Here is a 16194-nt window from a genome sequence, read left to right on the forward strand (position 1 = left end):
CCCGCTGACAGCGGCGTTACTTGTTAGCTGCGTCATGTTTGCCGTACAGTATCTGCAACCGAACGGTTATTCAGTTATAGAACCCGGTGTTCAAATATAGAACACTGGCGACGGCCGCAGATGCAATAGAAGTGAGGACACCCGTGCAGTTTCACCACCACGGTTACGTATCCGGAGACCCGCGCGTCAAGCCGGCAGCCGGCGTAGGCATCGACCGCCCCGAGGAGCTTCCCGACGAGGTCGACGTCCTCATCGTGGGCTCGGGTCCCGCCGGCATGCTCGCGGCCGCGCAGCTGGCCCAGTTCCCGAACATCACCACGCGGCTGGTGGAGCGCCGGGAGGGACGGCTGGTCCTCGGCCAGGCCGACGGCATCCAGGCCCGCAGCGTGGAGACCTTCCAGGCTTTCGGCTTCGCCGAGCGCATCACCGCCGAGGCGTTCTGGCTCACCGAGATGAACTTCTGGCGCCCGGGCACCGAGAATCCCAAGCATATTGTCCGCGGCGGCCGCGCGGTCGACGACGAGATGGGCATCAGCGAGTTCCCGCACCTGATCGTCAACCAGGCGCGCGTGCTGGACTACTTCGCCGAGGTCGCGGCCAACTCGCCCACCCGCCTGACGCCTGACTACGGCTGGGAATTCAAGACCCTCGAGGTTGCCGACGAGGGCGACTACCCGGTGAAGGTGACGCTGATCCGCAGCGCCGGCCCGGACGCCGGCTCGGAGCGCATCGTGAACGCCAAGTACGTGGTGGGTTGCGACGGCGCCCGCAGCAAGGTCCGCGCCGCGATCGGCAGCACCCTGGCCGGCGACAGCGCCAACCATGCCTGGGGCGTCATGGACGTGCTGGCCCAGACCGACTTCCCGGACATCCGCACCAAGTGCGCCATCCAGTCGCACGACGGCGGGTCCATCCTGCTGATCCCGCGCGAGGGCGGCTACCTGTTCCGCATGTACGTGGACCTCGGCGTGGTGCCCGACGACGACAACGGCAAGATCCGCCAGACCTCTATCGAGCAGATCATCGCCAAGGCCAACGAGATCATGACCCCGTACACGGTGGACGTGCGCAGCGTCGCCTGGCACAGCGTGTACGAGGTGGGCCACCGCCTCACCGACCGGTTCGACGACCTGCTGCCCGAGGACGTCGGCACCCGCACGCCGCGCGTCTTCATCACCGGCGACGCCTGCCACACGCACAGCGCCAAGGCCGGCCAGGGCATGAACGTCTCCATGCAGGACGGTTTCAACATCGCCTGGAAGCTGGGACACGTGCTGGAGGGCCGCAGCCCTGAGAGCCTGCTCTCCACGTACTCCGCGGAGCGCCAGGTGGTGGCGAAGGACCTCATCGACTTCGACAAGGAATGGTCGACGATGATGGCCAAGAAGCCCGAGGAGTTCGCCGATCCCACGGAGCTCGAGGACTTCTACGTCCGCACCGCCGAATTCCCGGCCGGCTTCATGACCGAGTACGCCCAGTCGATCCTGACCGGCGCGCGCAGCCACCAGGACCTGGCCACCGGCTTCCCCGTCGGCAAGCGTTTCAAGTCCGCCAAGGTCTCCCGCGTCTGCGACACCAACCCGCTGCACCTGGGCCACCTGGCCGAGGCCGACGGGCGCTGGCGCATCTATGTCTTCGCCGACCAGGCGCAGGCCGGCGAGTCCGCGGCCGTTGCCAACCTGTCCGAGTGGCTGGTGACCGCACCGGATTCCCCGCTCGCCGCCCGGCCGGAGGGCGCTGACCTCGACGCCTGGTTCGATGTGAAGGTGATCTACCAGCAGCACCACGAGGAAGTGGACATCAACGCCGCACCCGCCGTGTTCAAGCCCGAGGTGGGCCCGTTCCAGTTGACCAACCTCGAGAAGGTCTTCGGCACCGCCAAGGACGAGGACATCTTCGACGCCCGCGGCATCTCCCGCGACGGCGCCATCGTGGTGGTCCGGCCGGACCAGTACGTGGCGAACGTGCTGCCGCTGTCCGCGACCGCGGAGCTGGCCGAGTTCTTCGCGCCCCTGCTGAAGGCCCGCGAGCCGCAGCACTGATTTACCCTTCGGAAGGACGACGACGGCGCGAAAGTGCCGCCGTCGTCCTGCTTTAAGCGGGTTGGCGACGGCGGTTCGGACGTACTTCCTGCCCGGAAGCCCCGGGATCCACCCGGTCCGCTTCCGCTAACCCTTGGCCTGCCGGCTCACCATCTCGTTGATCCAGGCGGGCGCATACGGGGACGTGCAGTTCGGCGGCGTCGGGTAGTCCTTGAGCACCCCGAGGCGTTCGCCGATGTTGATCGCGCGGGCGCGGTGCCCGGCGTGGTCGATGCCGATCTGGGCGAGGGTGTGGTTCATCGCCCACTGGAGGCGGTCCGGGGCGTCCTTCATCTCGGCCTCGATGGTGTCCAGCAGCCCCGCGAGGTCCAGGCCCTCGGGCTTTTTCGCCACCCGTTCGGTGGTCAGCGCCCACCCGGCGCTGGCGACGACCGGATCCGCGTCGCCGGTCCAAGCCAGGCGGAGCTCCTCGGCGTGCGGGCTCTTCTTGACCACGTAGTTCACCAGCCAGTCGTGCACCTTGGGCGCGCGCGCCTCGCGCAGCATGGCGTCCAGTTCGTCCCGCCCGAAATCCTTCGGCCGGCAGATCAGCAGGGCCAGCAGCCGGGCTGCCGTGTTGCCCGTGGCCCACAGCCCGCGCGCCAAGTCCTGCTGGGTCTTCAACCGCTTGGCGACGGCGCGCAGCTTGCCGAGGTTCACGCCGTGGTCGTCGCCGCGCTTCTCGTTCGCCTCGCGCACCTTGGGGTCCTCAAGCGCGGCCAGCTCGGCCATCACCTCGGTTACCGTCGTCTCGGACATCCACCCTCCCGGTTACTCGCGTCTGAGATCCAGCGTACTGGTGTTTGAATCACGGGCGCTCAGGTGGCCCAAGCCCCAGGGCTCCGGTACTCCAAGCCTCGCGGGGCTCTGGGGCTCCAAACCTCGCGGGGCTCTGGTGCTTCAAGTCGCTTTGCCCTGGTGCTTCGAGCCTCGCGGCCGCCGCCGTGTCCCAATGCAGAAGCACCCGCGTCGAAACGGGCCCATATCCGACAGGACGACGACTTTATCGGCCGCTTTCGACGTTATCGGCCGCTCTCGACGTTTCCGGCCGCTGTCGATGGGACCAGGACTCAGGACGGCCCCGCGACGGCGCATCCCCCACCGTCGTCCTCCTCTGCGGCTGGACTGCTGGACCACCGTCGTCCTCGACCGCAGCCGGACTGCCGCCCCATTCCCGCCGTCGTGCCACAACGTGCACCGCCGACGGCCACCGGAGCACCTGCCTGACGCGCGATGGCGTATGGTCAGGAGTACGGAGCACGTCTGTGCTCCCGTTAAGGCGCAGCATTCTTTGCTGGCGCCAAGGAGGCACTCATGGCCGACAAATCTCCCCGACAGACCGCATCGAAGAAATCGGGCAAGTCCATCAAGGAAAAGCGCAGCGACAAGAAGGCCAAGGCCGCCGGCGCCGCAGCCTCGGAGACCCTGACCACTATCAAGAAGCGCTGAGGCTTTTGACTCTGGTCTCGCTCGGAGTCCTGGCAACGACGCGAAAGCCCGATGAGCGCAGGCTGGCCCTCCATCCTGCGCACATCGAGCGCCTCGACGCCGACCTTCGCGAGCGGATTATCCTCGAACGGGGCTACGGCGAGCGCTTCGGCATTTCCGACGCGCACCTGGAACAACTGGTGGGACGCATGGCGCCGCGCGAGGAACTCATTGCAGCAGCGGACGTGGTGGTGCTGCCCAAGCCGCAGCCGGAAGACCTTGCCGAACTCCGCGACGGCCAGATCCTCTGGGGCTGGCCGCACTGCGTCCAGGACCGTGCCATCACCCAGTTGGCCATCGACAAGCGGCTGACCCTGATCGCCTTCGAAGCCATGAACCATTGGGCCGCGGACGGCAGATTCGCCCTCCACGTCTTTCACAAGAACAACGAGATGGCCGGCTACTGCTCGGTACTGCATGCTCTGGAACTGGCAGGATCCACCGGCGACTACGGCCGCCCGCTCACCGCCGTCGTCATTGGTTTCGGCGCCACGGCCCGGGGCGCCGTCACCGCGCTGAACGCGCACGGCATCCACGACGTGCAGGTCCTGACCAACCGCGCGGCGGCCGCCGTCGGCTCCCCGATCCACTCCGCGAGGATCACCCAGTTCGACCAGGACGCCACCGCCCCGCATCTCAGCCACGTCATCACCGACGACGACGGACGGGTGCCGCTGGCTCCGTTCCTCGCGGAGCGGGACATCGTGGTCAACTGCACGCTGCAGGACCCCAACAACCCGCTGATCTACCTCGACGAGGCGGACCTGGACGGCTTCCGGCCGGGCAGCCTGATCGTCGATGTCTCTTGCGACGAAGGCATGGGCTTCAGCTGGGCGAAGATGACGACCTTTGCCGAACCCACCTTCGAGGTCGGCGACCATGTGAGCTACTACGCCGTGGACCACACGCCGTCGTACCTGTGGAATTCCGCGACCTGGGAGATCAGCACGGCCCTGATCCCGTTCCTGCGCACCGTGATGGGCGGCCCGGGCAGCTGGCTCGAGGACGACACGATCAGCCGGGCCATCGAGATCCGCGACGGCGTCATCGCAAACCCGGCGGTCCTCGCCTTCCAGAACCGCTCGGACGAGTACCCGCACCTGCCTGCCTGAATTTCGCGGTACCGATCGCCACATAGGGACGGGGACGGCGCTCACGTGCCGCCGTCGTCTTTCTGGCTCGGAGCCCCTCGCCTGCTCGGTATGTCTCAGCAAATTCACAGCCCGACCGGGCATCGATCCCGGCCGCGCGTGCGTTGTTGAGGAGACATCACCACAGGAGAGCAGGGAATTTTTGCCCACGGAAACCGGACGCGGCCCGCGGCGGCACCCGCGGAGAACCGTCGTTATCCTCGGCATCGACGGAGCCGGGAAGACGACGGCCGCGGCCTCGCTGGTCGAAGTTGAGCGGGCGGCGGGCCGTTACGCGCAGTTAGTGCGCAACCCGGCCGGACGGCGCTGGCTGACCCGGGCAGCCGCACGCCTCGGCATCGGCATTACTCCGCGCTGCGCCGACCGGTTCGAGTCGATGGTGCGCATTGTGAACGTGCTGGCTGCCCGCCTCCGGGCGGCAGCCTTCCGCGGGACCACTGTGATGGACCGGCACCTGCATTGCCAGCAGGTCCTTCGGGACGTGCGCGGCCTGCCGCCGGGAAACGTCCTGCCCTGGCTGGTCCGAGCCCTGCCTCGGCCAGACGCCGTCGTGCTGCTGGATCTGCCCGCCGAGGCCGCGCACACCCGGATCGTCGCGCGGGGCGAGGATTCCGAGTCGCCGGACTACCTGCGGGCGGCCCGCAACGTCTACCTGCGAAGGGCCAAGTCCTTGGACTGGCAGGTCGTCGACGCGGTTGGGTCCCGCAGCGACGTCCTGCGCCGCGTCATGGAGGCTGTGTCCCCTCCTGCCACCTAGCTGGGCCTCCCGGCCCATGCCCTCACTTGCCCGCCTAACGACGACGACGGCGGGCCCTGACTGAGCGGGCGGTCGCCTCGGCGGCACTTACGGCCGGCGGCTGAGCGGGCGGTCCGTCGCCTGGAGGCACTCACCCCGGAATAAGTTGATGCTTCAATCGATTGCACCTAGCAGAGGCCAAGCCTTTTGAAAGACATCACGCCAACGTAAGGACAGCATGAAGATCGGAATCATCGGGGCCACGGGCAACGCCGGACGCGCCCTCTTCCACGAGTCGGCCAAACGCGGCCACCAGACAACAGCGATCGTCCGGAGCGCCGCAAAGGCCGGGGACGTCCTCGGCGCGGACGCCGCGGTACTGGAACGCGACGCTTTCTCCCTCGACGCCGAAGACCTTGCAGCATTCGACGTCGTCGTCAATGCGTTCGGCACGGCTCCGCACGAGGCCTACCGGCACGTTGACCTGGCCCGCTCGCTGGTCGAGCTCGCCGGGGAAACCACACCCCGCCTGGTCTTCATCCTGGGCGCCGGCAGCCTGACCACCGGCGACGACAACCACCTGTTCGTCGAGGACATCCGCAACATCCCCGGCGCCGAGGCATGGATCTCCATCCCGGAGAACCAGCTGAAGGAACTCGAATACCTGCGCGGCGTCACGGACGTCGATTGGGTCGGGGTGTCCCCCTCGGCGCTGTTCACGCCCGGCGACGCCACCGCCCCGGTGCTGGGTACAGACCGGCTCCTGTATGCCGCCGACGGCGAATCGCACACCACCACCGGCACGATGGCCGTGGCCATCCTGGACGAGATCGAGAAGCCCGCGCACCGGCAGACCCGCTTCACGGTCAGCGACAGCTAAACCTCCCCAGCACAACACGACGGCCGCCGCAGCTGGTCCGGTCCGGGCAACCTGTCCGGTCGCCGACAGCTCGGCGGCCGTCGTTCGCCGTCTCGACCTGCCCTGTCCACGCGCCCCCGCACGCTGGAAGATCAGCGCGGGCGCCCGCGGCCGGTCCGGCGTGTACCGGTACCGGCCGGTGCTTTCTTCTGCATAGCAAGCAGCCTCGCCAGCGCGTAGCGGTTCACCGTTCCCGCTTTCTGCCCCTGCAGCAGCCAGTGGCCGATGCCGTCGACGCCGGCCTGCACCCCCGTGGTGGGGATGCCGGTGGGAGAAATCTGGTGCCCGGGCGTGAACGTGATCGGCCCCAACGCGTTCGCATGGGCGATGACGTGGCAGGCTACCTCGGCCGCAACCCCGGCCGTGCGCGGGTCGGTCTGCACAACGTCCATGTGAATGGTCCGCCGCCTGAACCCGCGCGGATGGACGGAGGCCAGCGTCTCCCGGTCGATCCACTGATATTGCCCGGGTTTCCAGAACTTGGAGTCGATAAAGACCACCCGGTCGCCGTTGATGACGGCGTGGTCGATGTCCGCCACGTGGCTGCCCGGGAACCGCAGCCCGTGGAAGATCCGGGTCCCGGGGATGGCCAGCAGGGTCTCCAATGCCTGCGCCGTCCACCGCTCGCCCTCCGCGCCCTTGGCGATGTCCTCGCGCCGAAACCGGGACCAGCCGCCCGACAGGGCCGCGCCGCCCGCGCCGAACACCAGTTGCCGGGCAACCTTTTTCGGCGCCGCCTTGCCCCAGTGCCTGTCAATCGCGCCAAGGCCCAGGAAACAGGCTGCCGTCAGGACGACGGCGACCGGCAACTGAGGGGGAGCATCGCCCAATGCGGCGCTGGCCAGCATCGAGATGAGCACCAATGACTGTCCGAAACCGATCAGTAATAGGACGACGACGACCACAACGCGAAGGCCGTTGTAGCTGCGGCCGATGCGCTCCGCGGGCGCGGGTTGGTCCCGCCACGACAGTTGGCTCGGATCGAATTCCATGAACGGCGAATACAGGGTTTCGGGTCCAGTCGGCCGGCGGGCGGCCCCCACTGTTCCGGACGTTCCATGCAACCTCCCCGGATCTATTTCAGCAAGGAGCCCCAGTATTTCCCCGCCCCGCGCCGGGGGCCAGGGTTCCGGGCCCTGAAGCCGCCGGAAGTAGCAAATCGATAAACCATGGGGAGTCGTCCCCATTCAGTTCCGCGGCGCCGCATGCAACAGTGTGAGGGAAACGGTTAAGCGGGAGGGCGGCGGGATGGGCAGCTGGCGGATCAACCCGAGGCAGCTCCACATGATTCTGGTGGACGTGGCCGCGGACGGCCAGTCGTTGGACAAGGCGGCAGGCGACACGGCGGCGGCAGGCGACGAGGCGGCGTCGTCGTTCGGCAGCGCCACGGAGGTGGCCGACGCGTTCGCGGGGTTCTGGTCGCCGCGGCGGGACGTAGGCCACAGGATTGCCGGCCTGGTGTACAACAAGTCGCGGGTCGTGGCCGAAACCGCGGAGCTGTTCGTCGAGGCGGACGGGCGGATGTCCGCAGACGCCGCCGCCTTCGCCGATTCCCTGAACGCCGACCACTCGACCGTCCTTACCCCGCGCGGCTTCGGGCCGGTGCCGCAGCCGTGACGGTGCGACTGGGCAGCGTCCCGGAGATCAACGTCCCATGGGACCGGCTCGGCGATGCGGTTCGGGAGATGGCCCTGCGCGCCGAGTCCGCGGCAAACTACCTGGTCGACGCCGGTGCGGCGTGGGCCGGGCTCAGTGTTGCGTATCAGCAACCGGACACCGAGCTGGAGGTTCATTCCGCCCTGAACGAGCTGGAGGGTCCCTCGCGGGAATGGACCGCGGCGCTGGCCGCTGCCCGGGAAGCCGTCACGGCCTTCGTCGCCTCCGGCCGGGCGCTGCAGGCGGAGGCCGAAGAACTCGCGGCGGCACGCCCCGGCCTGGCCAGGGCGCTGAAGGATGCCGGTTCACAGGAGGGGGACGAGGCGGACCAAGCGGAGCAGCGGGCGGAGGCCTTCAACGGACGCGTCCGCTCCCTGCGGGCCGACTGGCAGGCGCTGACCGCGGAAACCGCCGCCGCCCTGCGGTCCATCGGCGGCGGAACCGTCGACTCGCTGCCGCCCACCCCGCTGCTGGCCGCCGGTCCGTCCTCCCCGCCGTGGGCCCACTTCACCAGCGGTCTCGACGAGCGGTTCGGCCCGCTGACGCCGGAGTCGTACCTGCCGTCCCTGGCCGGCCTGACCGACGAGGAACTGCGGGCCTGGGCCGCGGCCAACCCCGAGGGTGCCGCCCTGCTGGCCGCCCACAAACTGCCCGCGTGGCGGATGCCCGGCTCGTCCGAGGCCGTCATGGCGGAGGCGATGGCCGGCGACGCCGCGCTGACCGAGGGCGGGATCGCGGGAATCCGCGAGGCCTGGCTCACCCTGGCGCCGGCCGAACAGGAACGGCTGCTGCTGCTCTACCCGGCGGTGTTCGGGGGCCTGAACGGCATCCCCTTCGCCGGCCGGATCCGGGCCAACACCATCACCGCCGCCGGCTACCGCGAAACCGTGGCGACCCGGCAGGCACAGCTGGGCCCACAGCCCGACCTCAGCGACTACCTCGCGGCCGCGGGCAATCAGCAAGGCCACCCGCGGATGGTCTACCAGCGGGCCTACCGGCAGTACACCGCCGACCTCGACACCTGGCAGGCCGAACACGACCGGCTGGCAACGCTCAGGACGGGACTGGACTACGCCGTCGGCCATCACTCCCAGGTGGTCCTGGTCAGCCTGGACGGCGACGGCCGGATCGTCACCATGACCGGCACCCTGACGCCGGACACCAGGACCGTGGCCGCCCTGGTCCCGGGCACCGGCGCCGACCTGGGTCAGCTGGAGGCCTACTCGGCCCGGCTCGACGCGGTGAACGGCGAACCGCCCGCCGGCACGGTCTCCTTCTACTGGCAGGGCACCGACTTGCCGGATGAGGTCCCCGACAACATCACCACCTCGTTCAACGAGCGGGGCGGGCCCCTGCTGGCCGCCTTCGACCACGCCCTCGACCTCGAGACCCGGCCCGACGCCCGCACCACGTACATCGGCTACAGCGCCGGCGGCTCGCTGCTGGGCACCGCCGAACGCGAGGGCCTAAACTCCACCAACATCGTCTACGTCGCACCGGCCGGCACCGGGCATAACGTGGGCAGCCCCGCGGACACCGCCAACCCCGAGGCCCACCGCTACTGGCTGCAGACCCGCGACGACCCCATCAGCGCCGCCCAGATCCTCGGCGGCGGCTACCACGGCGCGTCGTTCTGGCGCGGCGGCAGCCCCACCGTCATGGACCCGGTCCGGCTCGAGACCGGCTTCCTGAGACCGGAGGACCCGGACTCACTGATGAACGGGCACACCGACTACTTCTGGCCGGGCTCCACCTCGGCCACCAACATCCAGGGCGTCGTCGAAGGCACAAGCGTCAGCCCGTTCGTCCAGGACCGGATCCGGCAGACCTACTCCCCCTACGGCCCGCTGATCACCAGCCCGCTCGAGCAGGATCCCGAGGACTACGCATATGGCAACCTTGAAACCGTGACGGTCGAAAGTCTGGAGAAATGAACATGCGGGTTCGCTCCCCCTGGCACCGCCCGGCCCGCCCGCGCGGCGAAGAACGACGGCGGCATCCCGGTTTCGCCGCCGCCCTCACCGCGACTGCCGCCCTTTCCGCCGTCATTTTAGGAGGCTGCGCCATGCCGCAGGAGAACCAGTCGCAGGAGATACAACCGACGTCGCAGGATTACGGCCGCCAGCTCGAGCAGCTGCTCCCCCAGGCGATCGCCGAGGCGTCCACCGCCGCCGACCTGAAGGTCAGCCTGCTGCGCGAACAAACCTGCCTGCGCCCGGAGGACGAACAACCGCAGACTAAGACCGCCTGGATCGCCCGCGCCACCGGCAAGGTGGCGGACGCGGACCAGGCCAACGCAGCCCTCGACGCCGCCGCCGGCTACCTCACCGCCCATGGCTGGGAGCAAAAGAACGAGGCCACCGCCGCAACCGGCGACGTCCGCACGCTTTACTTCCGGAACGGCGACCTCGGCGCCACCGCCGCCCACCATGTTGCCGGCGGCGTTGGCGCCGTCGTCCTCTCCTTCACCAGCCCCTGCCTTGAGCACACCGAGGACCACCGGATGATCCGCTCGGAGCAGGATCCGGAGTTCGGGATGAACAGCCAGTACTACGACGACGGCGCCTGACGCATCCCTTCTGGTGGCGCCCCACTGACCTCCCGTAAACAGAACACGCGGGGCAATCGACGTGAACCTCGCCACTTCATGAGGTGATCCTCCTCACTTAGTTCATGTGCTATACGCGCGCAGGCTGGTCACTTCCTGCTCTTGCTAGCGTCGAAAGTTGCCCTCACCCGGCCAAGACAACAGCGAGACCGCGACCAGCACTCCTACGATGCGAGGTACGAGACCGATATGAGTACGCCGCCCGAAACTGACGAGCCTAAGCTCAACGGCGAAGACAGTAACCGCCCCGTCCCCGGCACCGCCCCACCGGAGTCCCCCGCCGGCAGCGACGCCGCCGAACCGCGGACTCGGGTCAACTGGACCGTCTTCATCGGTTCCGCGGCGGGCGTCCTCGGCATCGCGCTGTGGGCCATCCTGGACCGCGAATCGGCCGACGCGGTGATCGGCACCGCCGTCGCGTGGGTGGGCGAGACCTTCGGCTGGTGGTACTCGCTGATCGTCGTCGCCGTGCTGGCCTTCGTCCTCTTCGTGGCCATCTCCCGGGTGGGCAAGACCCGGCTGGGGCCGGACCATTCGCGGCCCACCTTCAACATCTTCACGTGGACCGCGATGCTCTTCGCCGCGGGCATCGGGATCGACCTGATGTTCTTCTCGGTCGCGGAGCCGGTCACCCAGTACCTGGCACCGCCGACGGGCGACGGCTCCACCGTCGAGGCCGCCCGGCAGGCCGTGGTCTGGACCTTGTTCCACTACGGCATCCTCGGCTGGGGCCTCTACGCCCTGATGGGGCTGGCCCTGGGCTACTTCGCGTTCCGACATAACCTGCCGCTGAGCATCCGCTCGGCGCTCTACCCGATCCTCGGCAAGCGGATCCACGGGCCGGTGGGCCACGCCGTCGATATTGCGGCCATGCTCGGCACCATCTTCGGCATCGCCACCAGTCTGGGCATCGGCGTCGCGCAGCTCAACTACGGCCTGAGCTTCCAGTTCGGCATCCCGGAGAACACGGTGGTGCAGATCGCCCTCATCGCCGTCGCGGTGCTGATGGCAACCATCTCGGTGCTGACCGGGATTGAAAAGGGCATCCGCCGGCTGTCCGAGCTCAACGTCATCCTGGCGATCTCCCTGATGGTCTTCATCCTGATCACCGGCTCCACCCGGTTCCTGCTGGACGGGATCGTGACCAACATCGGCGACACGCTCTCCCGCTTCCCGTCGATGGCGCTGGACACCTTCGCCTACGACCGGCCCGACGAGTGGCTGAACGGCTGGACGCTGTTCTTCTGGGCCTGGTGGATCGCCTGGGCGCCCTTCGTGGGCCTGTTCCTGGCGCGCATCTCCCGCGGACGCACGCTGCGCGAATTCGTCATCGGGGTGCTGGTGGTTCCGTTCGCGTTCATCCTGCTGTGGATCTCCATCTTCGGCAACAGCGCCCTCGAGATCGTGATGGGCGGCAACGCCGCGTTCGGCGAGGTGGCCATGAGCCAGCCGGAGCGGGCCTTCTACGGGCTGCTGGAGCAGTACCCCATGGCCCCGCTCAGCGCCGCGATCGCCACCTTCACCGGCCTGCTGTTCTACGTCACCAGCGCCGACTCGGGTGCCCTGGTGATGAGCAACTTCACCTCATACCTCAAGGACGCCGATTCCGACGGCCCCAAGTGGCTGCGCGTTTTCTGGTCCGTCGCCACCGGCCTGCTGACCCTGGCCATGCTGCTGGTGGGCGGGGTGCCCACGCTGCAGAGCGCCACCGTCATCATGGGCCTGCCGTTCTCGGTGGTGCTGGTCTTCATCATGCTCGGCCTCTACAAGGCGCTGCGGCTGGAGACTGCCCTCGCGGACAGTTACCAGGCCGGCCTGCATTCCGTGCTCAACTCCCGTACCAACGTGCCGCACGGGGCAGACGGCCGCCGCGGCTGGCGCCAGCGCCTGGCCCGGGCCATGAACTACCCGGGCCGCCGGCAGGCCCAGCGCTTCGTGGCCGAGGTCGCCATGCCCGCGCTCAACGACGTCCGCACCGACCTCGCCGCCCGCGGGCTGGAGGCCACACTGAAGACCAGCACCGTCGATGCCTTCGGGATCGACACCGCGGACCTCTGCGTGGAGCTCGACGGCGAACGCACCTTCAAGTACCAGATCTATCCGGTGCAGAACGACGTCCCGTCCTATGCGCGCTCCTCCGCCGCCGGCGGCAAGTACTACCGCATCGAGGTGTTCTCGCTCGAGGGCAGCCACGGCTACGACCTCATGGGGTACAGCAAGGACGAGGTCATCGCCGACGTGCTGGACCACTACGAGGTGCACCTCGAGTTCCTGCACCAGCACCGCGCGACGCTGCCCTACAGCACCGCCGCCGAAAACGTCCCGCCCAAGGCGGACTGGGAAACCGATTACAACACCGTCGACGAACCCGTCGCCGCCGTCCCAGAACCCGTCGCCGCACTTTCGAAGGAGACACCATGACCACTACCGCCTCCACCCTGTTCATCAACGGCGCCTGGGAGCCGGCCGCCGACGGCGCGGTGCGCGAGATCCGCAATCCGGCCGACGGCCGGGTTGTTGCCACCGTGTCCGAGGCCGGCCGTGCCGACACCGAGCGGGCCATCGCCGCGGCCCGCGCCGCCTTCGACTCCGGCGTGTGGGCGGCCGTGCCGGCGCCCGAGCGTGGCGACTTCCTGCTCAAGGTCGCCGCAGGCCTGCGGGAGCGCCGCGAGGAGTTCGCCCGCGCCGAGTCGCTGGACACCGGCAAGCGGATCGTCGAAAGCCGCATGGACATGGACGACATCGCCGCCTCCTTCGAGTACTTCGGCAAGATCGCCTCGCAGCAGGCCGGCCGCGTGGTCGACGCCGGGGACCCCGCCGTCGTCAGCCGGATTGTCTACGAGCCGGTGGGCGTCTGCGGCATGATCACGCCCTGGAACTACCCGCTGCTGCAGGCCGCGTGGAAGATCGCGCCCGCGCTGGCCGCCGGCTGCACCTTCGTGCTCAAGCCCGCCGAGCTCACCCCGTCCACGGCCATCCTGACCATGGAACTGCTCAAGGACCTGGGCCTGCCCGACGGCGTCGCGAACCTGGTCACCGGCCCCGGCGCGGAGGCGGGCGCACCGCTCTCCGAACACCCCGACGTCGACCTCGTCTCCTTCACCGGCGGCCTGGTGACCGGCAAGGTCGTCGCGGCGGCCGCCGCCGGCACCGTGAAGAAGGTGGCGCTGGAACTCGGCGGCAAGAACCCGAACGTGGTGTTCGCCGACGCCGACTTCGACGCCGCCGTCGACAATGCCCTGAACGCCGCCTTCGTCCACTCCGGGCAGGTCTGCTCCGCCGGCGCGCGCCTGCTGGTCGAAGAGTCGATCGCGGAGCGCTTCGTGGACGAGCTCGTCCGCCGCGCCGAGGGCATCCGCCTGGGCGGCCCGTTCGACGAGGCCGCGGAAACCGGGCCGCTGATTTCGGCGGCACACCGGGAGAAGGTGGACGCCTACGTGAAGCGCGGTGTGGAAGAGGGCGCGCGGCTGCGCTGCGGCGGCGCCGCCCCGGAGGGCCCCGAGTACGACGACGGGTTCTACTACCTGCCCACCGTCCTGGACCGCGTGGAGCGGGGGATGTCCGTGGTCGTGGACGAAGCCTTCGGCCCGGTGGTGACCGTGGAGACCTTCCGTGACGAGGACGAGGCAGTGGCCACCGCCAACGACACGATCTACGGGTTGGCCGGAGCCGTCTGGACCCAGGACGCCGGCAAGGCCCAGCGCGTGGCCGGGCGGCTGCGCCACGGCACCATCTGGATCAACGACTTCCACCCCTACCTGCCGCAGGCCGAATGGGGCGGCTTCGGCCAGTCCGGCGTCGGCCGCGAGCTCGGCCCCACCGGCCTGGCCGAGTACCAGGAGTCCAAGCACATCTACCAGAACACCAGCCCGCAGGTGACCGGCTGGTTCGCTGACCACCGCAAGGAGAACTGATGCACATCGACAACGTCGAGAACCTCGTCGACCGGGAATTCGACTACATCGTCGTCGGCGGGGGATCCGCCGGCGCCGCCGTCGCCGCCCGCCTGAGCGAACACCCCGCGGTGTCCGTGGCGCTGGTCGAGGCCGGCCCGGACGACCGGGGCGTGCCCGAGGTCCTGCAGCTGGACCGCTGGATGGAGCTGCTCGAGTCCGGCTACGACTGGGACTACCCGATCGAGCCGCAGGAGAACGGCAACTCCTTCATGCGCCACTCGCGCGCGAAGGTCATGGGCGGTTGCTCCAGCCACAACTCCTGCATCGCCTTCTGGGCCCCGCGCGAGGACCTGGACGAGTGGGAGTCCAAGCACGGCGTCACCGGCTGGAACGCCGAGGCGGCCTGGCCGCTGTACAAGCGGCTGGAGACCAACGAGGACGCCGGCCCGGACGCCCCGCACCACGGCGACTCCGGCCCGGTGCACGTCATGAACGTCCCGCCGGCTGACCCGACCGGCGTCGCGCTGCTGGATGCCTGCGAACAGGCCGGCATCCCGCGCGCCAAGTTTAACGACGGCACCACCGTGGTCAACGGCGCCAACTTCTTCCAGATCAACCGCCGGGCCGACGGCACCCGCTCCTCCAGCTCGGTGTCCTACGTCCACCCGATCATCGAGCGGGAAAACTTCACCCTGCTGACCGGGCTGCGCGCCCGCCGGCTGGTGATCGACGCGGACAAGCGCTGCACCGGCGTCGAGATCGTGGACAATGCCTTCGGCCGCACGCACACGCTGTCCGCGCGGCGCGAGGTAGTGCTGTCCACCGGCGCCATCGATTCGCCGAAGCTGCTGATGCTCTCCGGCATCGGTCCGGCCGCCCACCTCGCGGAGCACGGCATCGAGGTCCTGGTCGACTCCCCCGGCGTCGGCGAACACCTGCAGGACCACCCCGAGGGCGTGGTCCAGTTCGAGGCGAAGCAGCCGATGGTCACCGAATCCACCCAGTGGTGGGAGATCGGCATCTTCACGCCCACCGAGGAGGGATTGGACCGCCCCGACCTGATGATGCACTACGGCTCCGTCCCGTTCGACATGAACACCCTGCGGCACGGCTACCCCACCACGGAGAACGGCTTCAGCCTCACCCCGAACGTCACGCACGCCCGCTCCCGCGGCACCGTCCGGCTGCGCAGCCGCGACTTCCGCGACAAGCCGATGGTCGATCCTCGGTACTTCACCGACCCGGAGGGCCACGACATGCGCGTGATGGTTGCCGGCATCCGCAAGGCCCGCGAGATCGCCGCGCAGCCGGCCATGGCCCAGTGGGCCGGCCGGGAATTGTCGCCGGGCATCGAGGCGCAGACGGACGAGGAGCTGCAGGACTACATCCGAAAGACGCACAACACCGTCTACCACCCGGTCGGCACCGTCCGCATGGGCCCGGTGGACGACGTCATGTCGCCGCTGGACCCCGAGCTGCGGGTCAAGGGCGTCACCGGCCTGCGCGTCGCGGACGCGTCGGTCATGCCCGAGCACGTGACCGTCAACCCGAACCTGACCGTGATGATGATCGGCGAACGCTGCGCGGACCTGATCCGCGGCGGCTTGGCCGCGGAAACAACGACGGCGGCGGCCGGCTCCGGCGCGGCGCACGCCTGAT

At 68.9% G+C, this 16194-nt stretch carries 13 protein-coding genes; 11 read left to right on the top strand and 2 right to left on the bottom strand.

Going from position 1 to position 16194, the window contains the following annotated elements; genetic code table 11:
- The first annotated feature begins 143 nt into the window (after positions 1 to 143).
- A complete protein-coding gene (locus tag AC5RVG_RS06365) occupies positions 144 to 2042 on the top strand; it encodes an FAD-binding monooxygenase (protein WP_494013159.1) in 1899 nt (632 codons plus the stop codon).
- Positions 2043 to 2168: 126 nt separating this feature from the next.
- Here the strand turns inward: AC5RVG_RS06365 and AC5RVG_RS06370 are convergent, their stop codons facing one another.
- Positions 2169 to 2840, bottom strand: coding sequence for a DNA alkylation repair protein (locus tag AC5RVG_RS06370; protein WP_494013160.1), 672 nt, complete (start codon positions 2838 to 2840; stop codon positions 2169 to 2171).
- A gap of 555 nt (positions 2841 to 3395) precedes the next feature.
- Between AC5RVG_RS06370 and AC5RVG_RS06375 the strand changes: the two genes are divergently transcribed.
- From AC5RVG_RS06375 to AC5RVG_RS06390, 4 genes are all read left to right on the top strand, one after another.
- Positions 3396 to 3530 carry a hypothetical protein gene (locus AC5RVG_RS06375; protein ID WP_494002157.1) on the top strand — a complete coding sequence of 45 codons (135 nt, stop codon included), beginning with the start codon at positions 3396 to 3398 and terminating at the stop codon, positions 3528 to 3530.
- Positions 3531 to 3535: 5 nt separating this feature from the next.
- Positions 3536 to 4681: a N(5)-(carboxyethyl)ornithine synthase gene (locus AC5RVG_RS06380; protein ID WP_494013161.1), complete on the top strand. Its 1146-nt coding sequence runs from the start codon at positions 3536 to 3538 to the stop codon at positions 4679 to 4681.
- A gap of 181 nt (positions 4682 to 4862) precedes the next feature.
- Positions 4863 to 5477 carry a dTMP kinase gene (locus AC5RVG_RS06385; protein WP_494013162.1) on the top strand — a complete coding sequence of 205 codons (615 nt, stop codon included), beginning with the start codon at positions 4863 to 4865 and terminating at the stop codon, positions 5475 to 5477.
- A 217-nt stretch (positions 5478 to 5694) separates the two neighbouring features.
- Positions 5695 to 6336 carry an NAD(P)-dependent oxidoreductase gene (locus AC5RVG_RS06390; protein WP_494013163.1) on the top strand — a complete coding sequence of 214 codons (642 nt, stop codon included), beginning with the start codon at positions 5695 to 5697 and terminating at the stop codon, positions 6334 to 6336.
- A gap of 131 nt (positions 6337 to 6467) precedes the next feature.
- On the opposite strand, the gene AC5RVG_RS06395 is transcribed toward AC5RVG_RS06390, so the two are convergent.
- Positions 6468 to 7367, bottom strand: a complete 900-nt coding sequence (locus AC5RVG_RS06395) for a nuclease-related domain-containing protein (protein ID WP_494013164.1) — start codon at positions 7365 to 7367, stop codon at positions 6468 to 6470.
- A gap of 223 nt (positions 7368 to 7590) precedes the next feature.
- On the opposite strand from AC5RVG_RS06395, the gene AC5RVG_RS06400 reads away from it, so the two are divergent.
- From AC5RVG_RS06400 to AC5RVG_RS06425, 6 genes are all read left to right on the top strand, one after another.
- Positions 7591 to 7992 carry a hypothetical protein gene (locus AC5RVG_RS06400; RefSeq protein WP_494013165.1) on the top strand — a complete coding sequence of 134 codons (402 nt, stop codon included), beginning with the start codon at positions 7591 to 7593 and terminating at the stop codon, positions 7990 to 7992.
- The gene (locus tag AC5RVG_RS06405; RefSeq protein WP_494013166.1) at positions 7989 to 9965 is read left to right on the top strand and encodes an alpha/beta hydrolase; all 1977 of its coding nucleotides are present in this window, start codon (positions 7989 to 7991) and stop codon (positions 9963 to 9965) included. Before AC5RVG_RS06400 ends, AC5RVG_RS06405 begins: the two co-directional genes overlap by 4 nt.
- Positions 9962 to 10600 (top strand): hypothetical protein, encoded by a 639-nt coding sequence (locus tag AC5RVG_RS06410; RefSeq protein WP_494013167.1) that lies wholly within the window; start codon positions 9962 to 9964, stop codon positions 10598 to 10600. The genes AC5RVG_RS06405 and AC5RVG_RS06410 overlap by 4 nt, the downstream gene beginning before the upstream one ends.
- 228 nt (positions 10601 to 10828) lie before the next feature.
- Positions 10829 to 13060 (top strand): choline BCCT transporter BetT, encoded by a 2232-nt coding sequence (gene betT, locus AC5RVG_RS06415; RefSeq protein WP_494013168.1) that lies wholly within the window; start codon positions 10829 to 10831, stop codon positions 13058 to 13060.
- Complete coding sequence (locus AC5RVG_RS06420) at positions 13057 to 14553, top strand: aldehyde dehydrogenase family protein (protein ID WP_494013169.1); 1497 nt, start codon at positions 13057 to 13059, stop codon at positions 14551 to 14553. Before betT ends, AC5RVG_RS06420 begins: the two co-directional genes overlap by 4 nt.
- A complete protein-coding gene (locus AC5RVG_RS06425) occupies positions 14553 to 16193 on the top strand; it encodes a GMC family oxidoreductase (RefSeq protein ID WP_494013170.1) in 1641 nt (546 codons plus the stop codon). Before AC5RVG_RS06420 ends, AC5RVG_RS06425 begins: the two co-directional genes overlap by 1 nt.
- Position 16194: the final 1 nt, after the last annotated feature.

The organism is Arthrobacter senegalensis, from assembly GCF_059091765.1.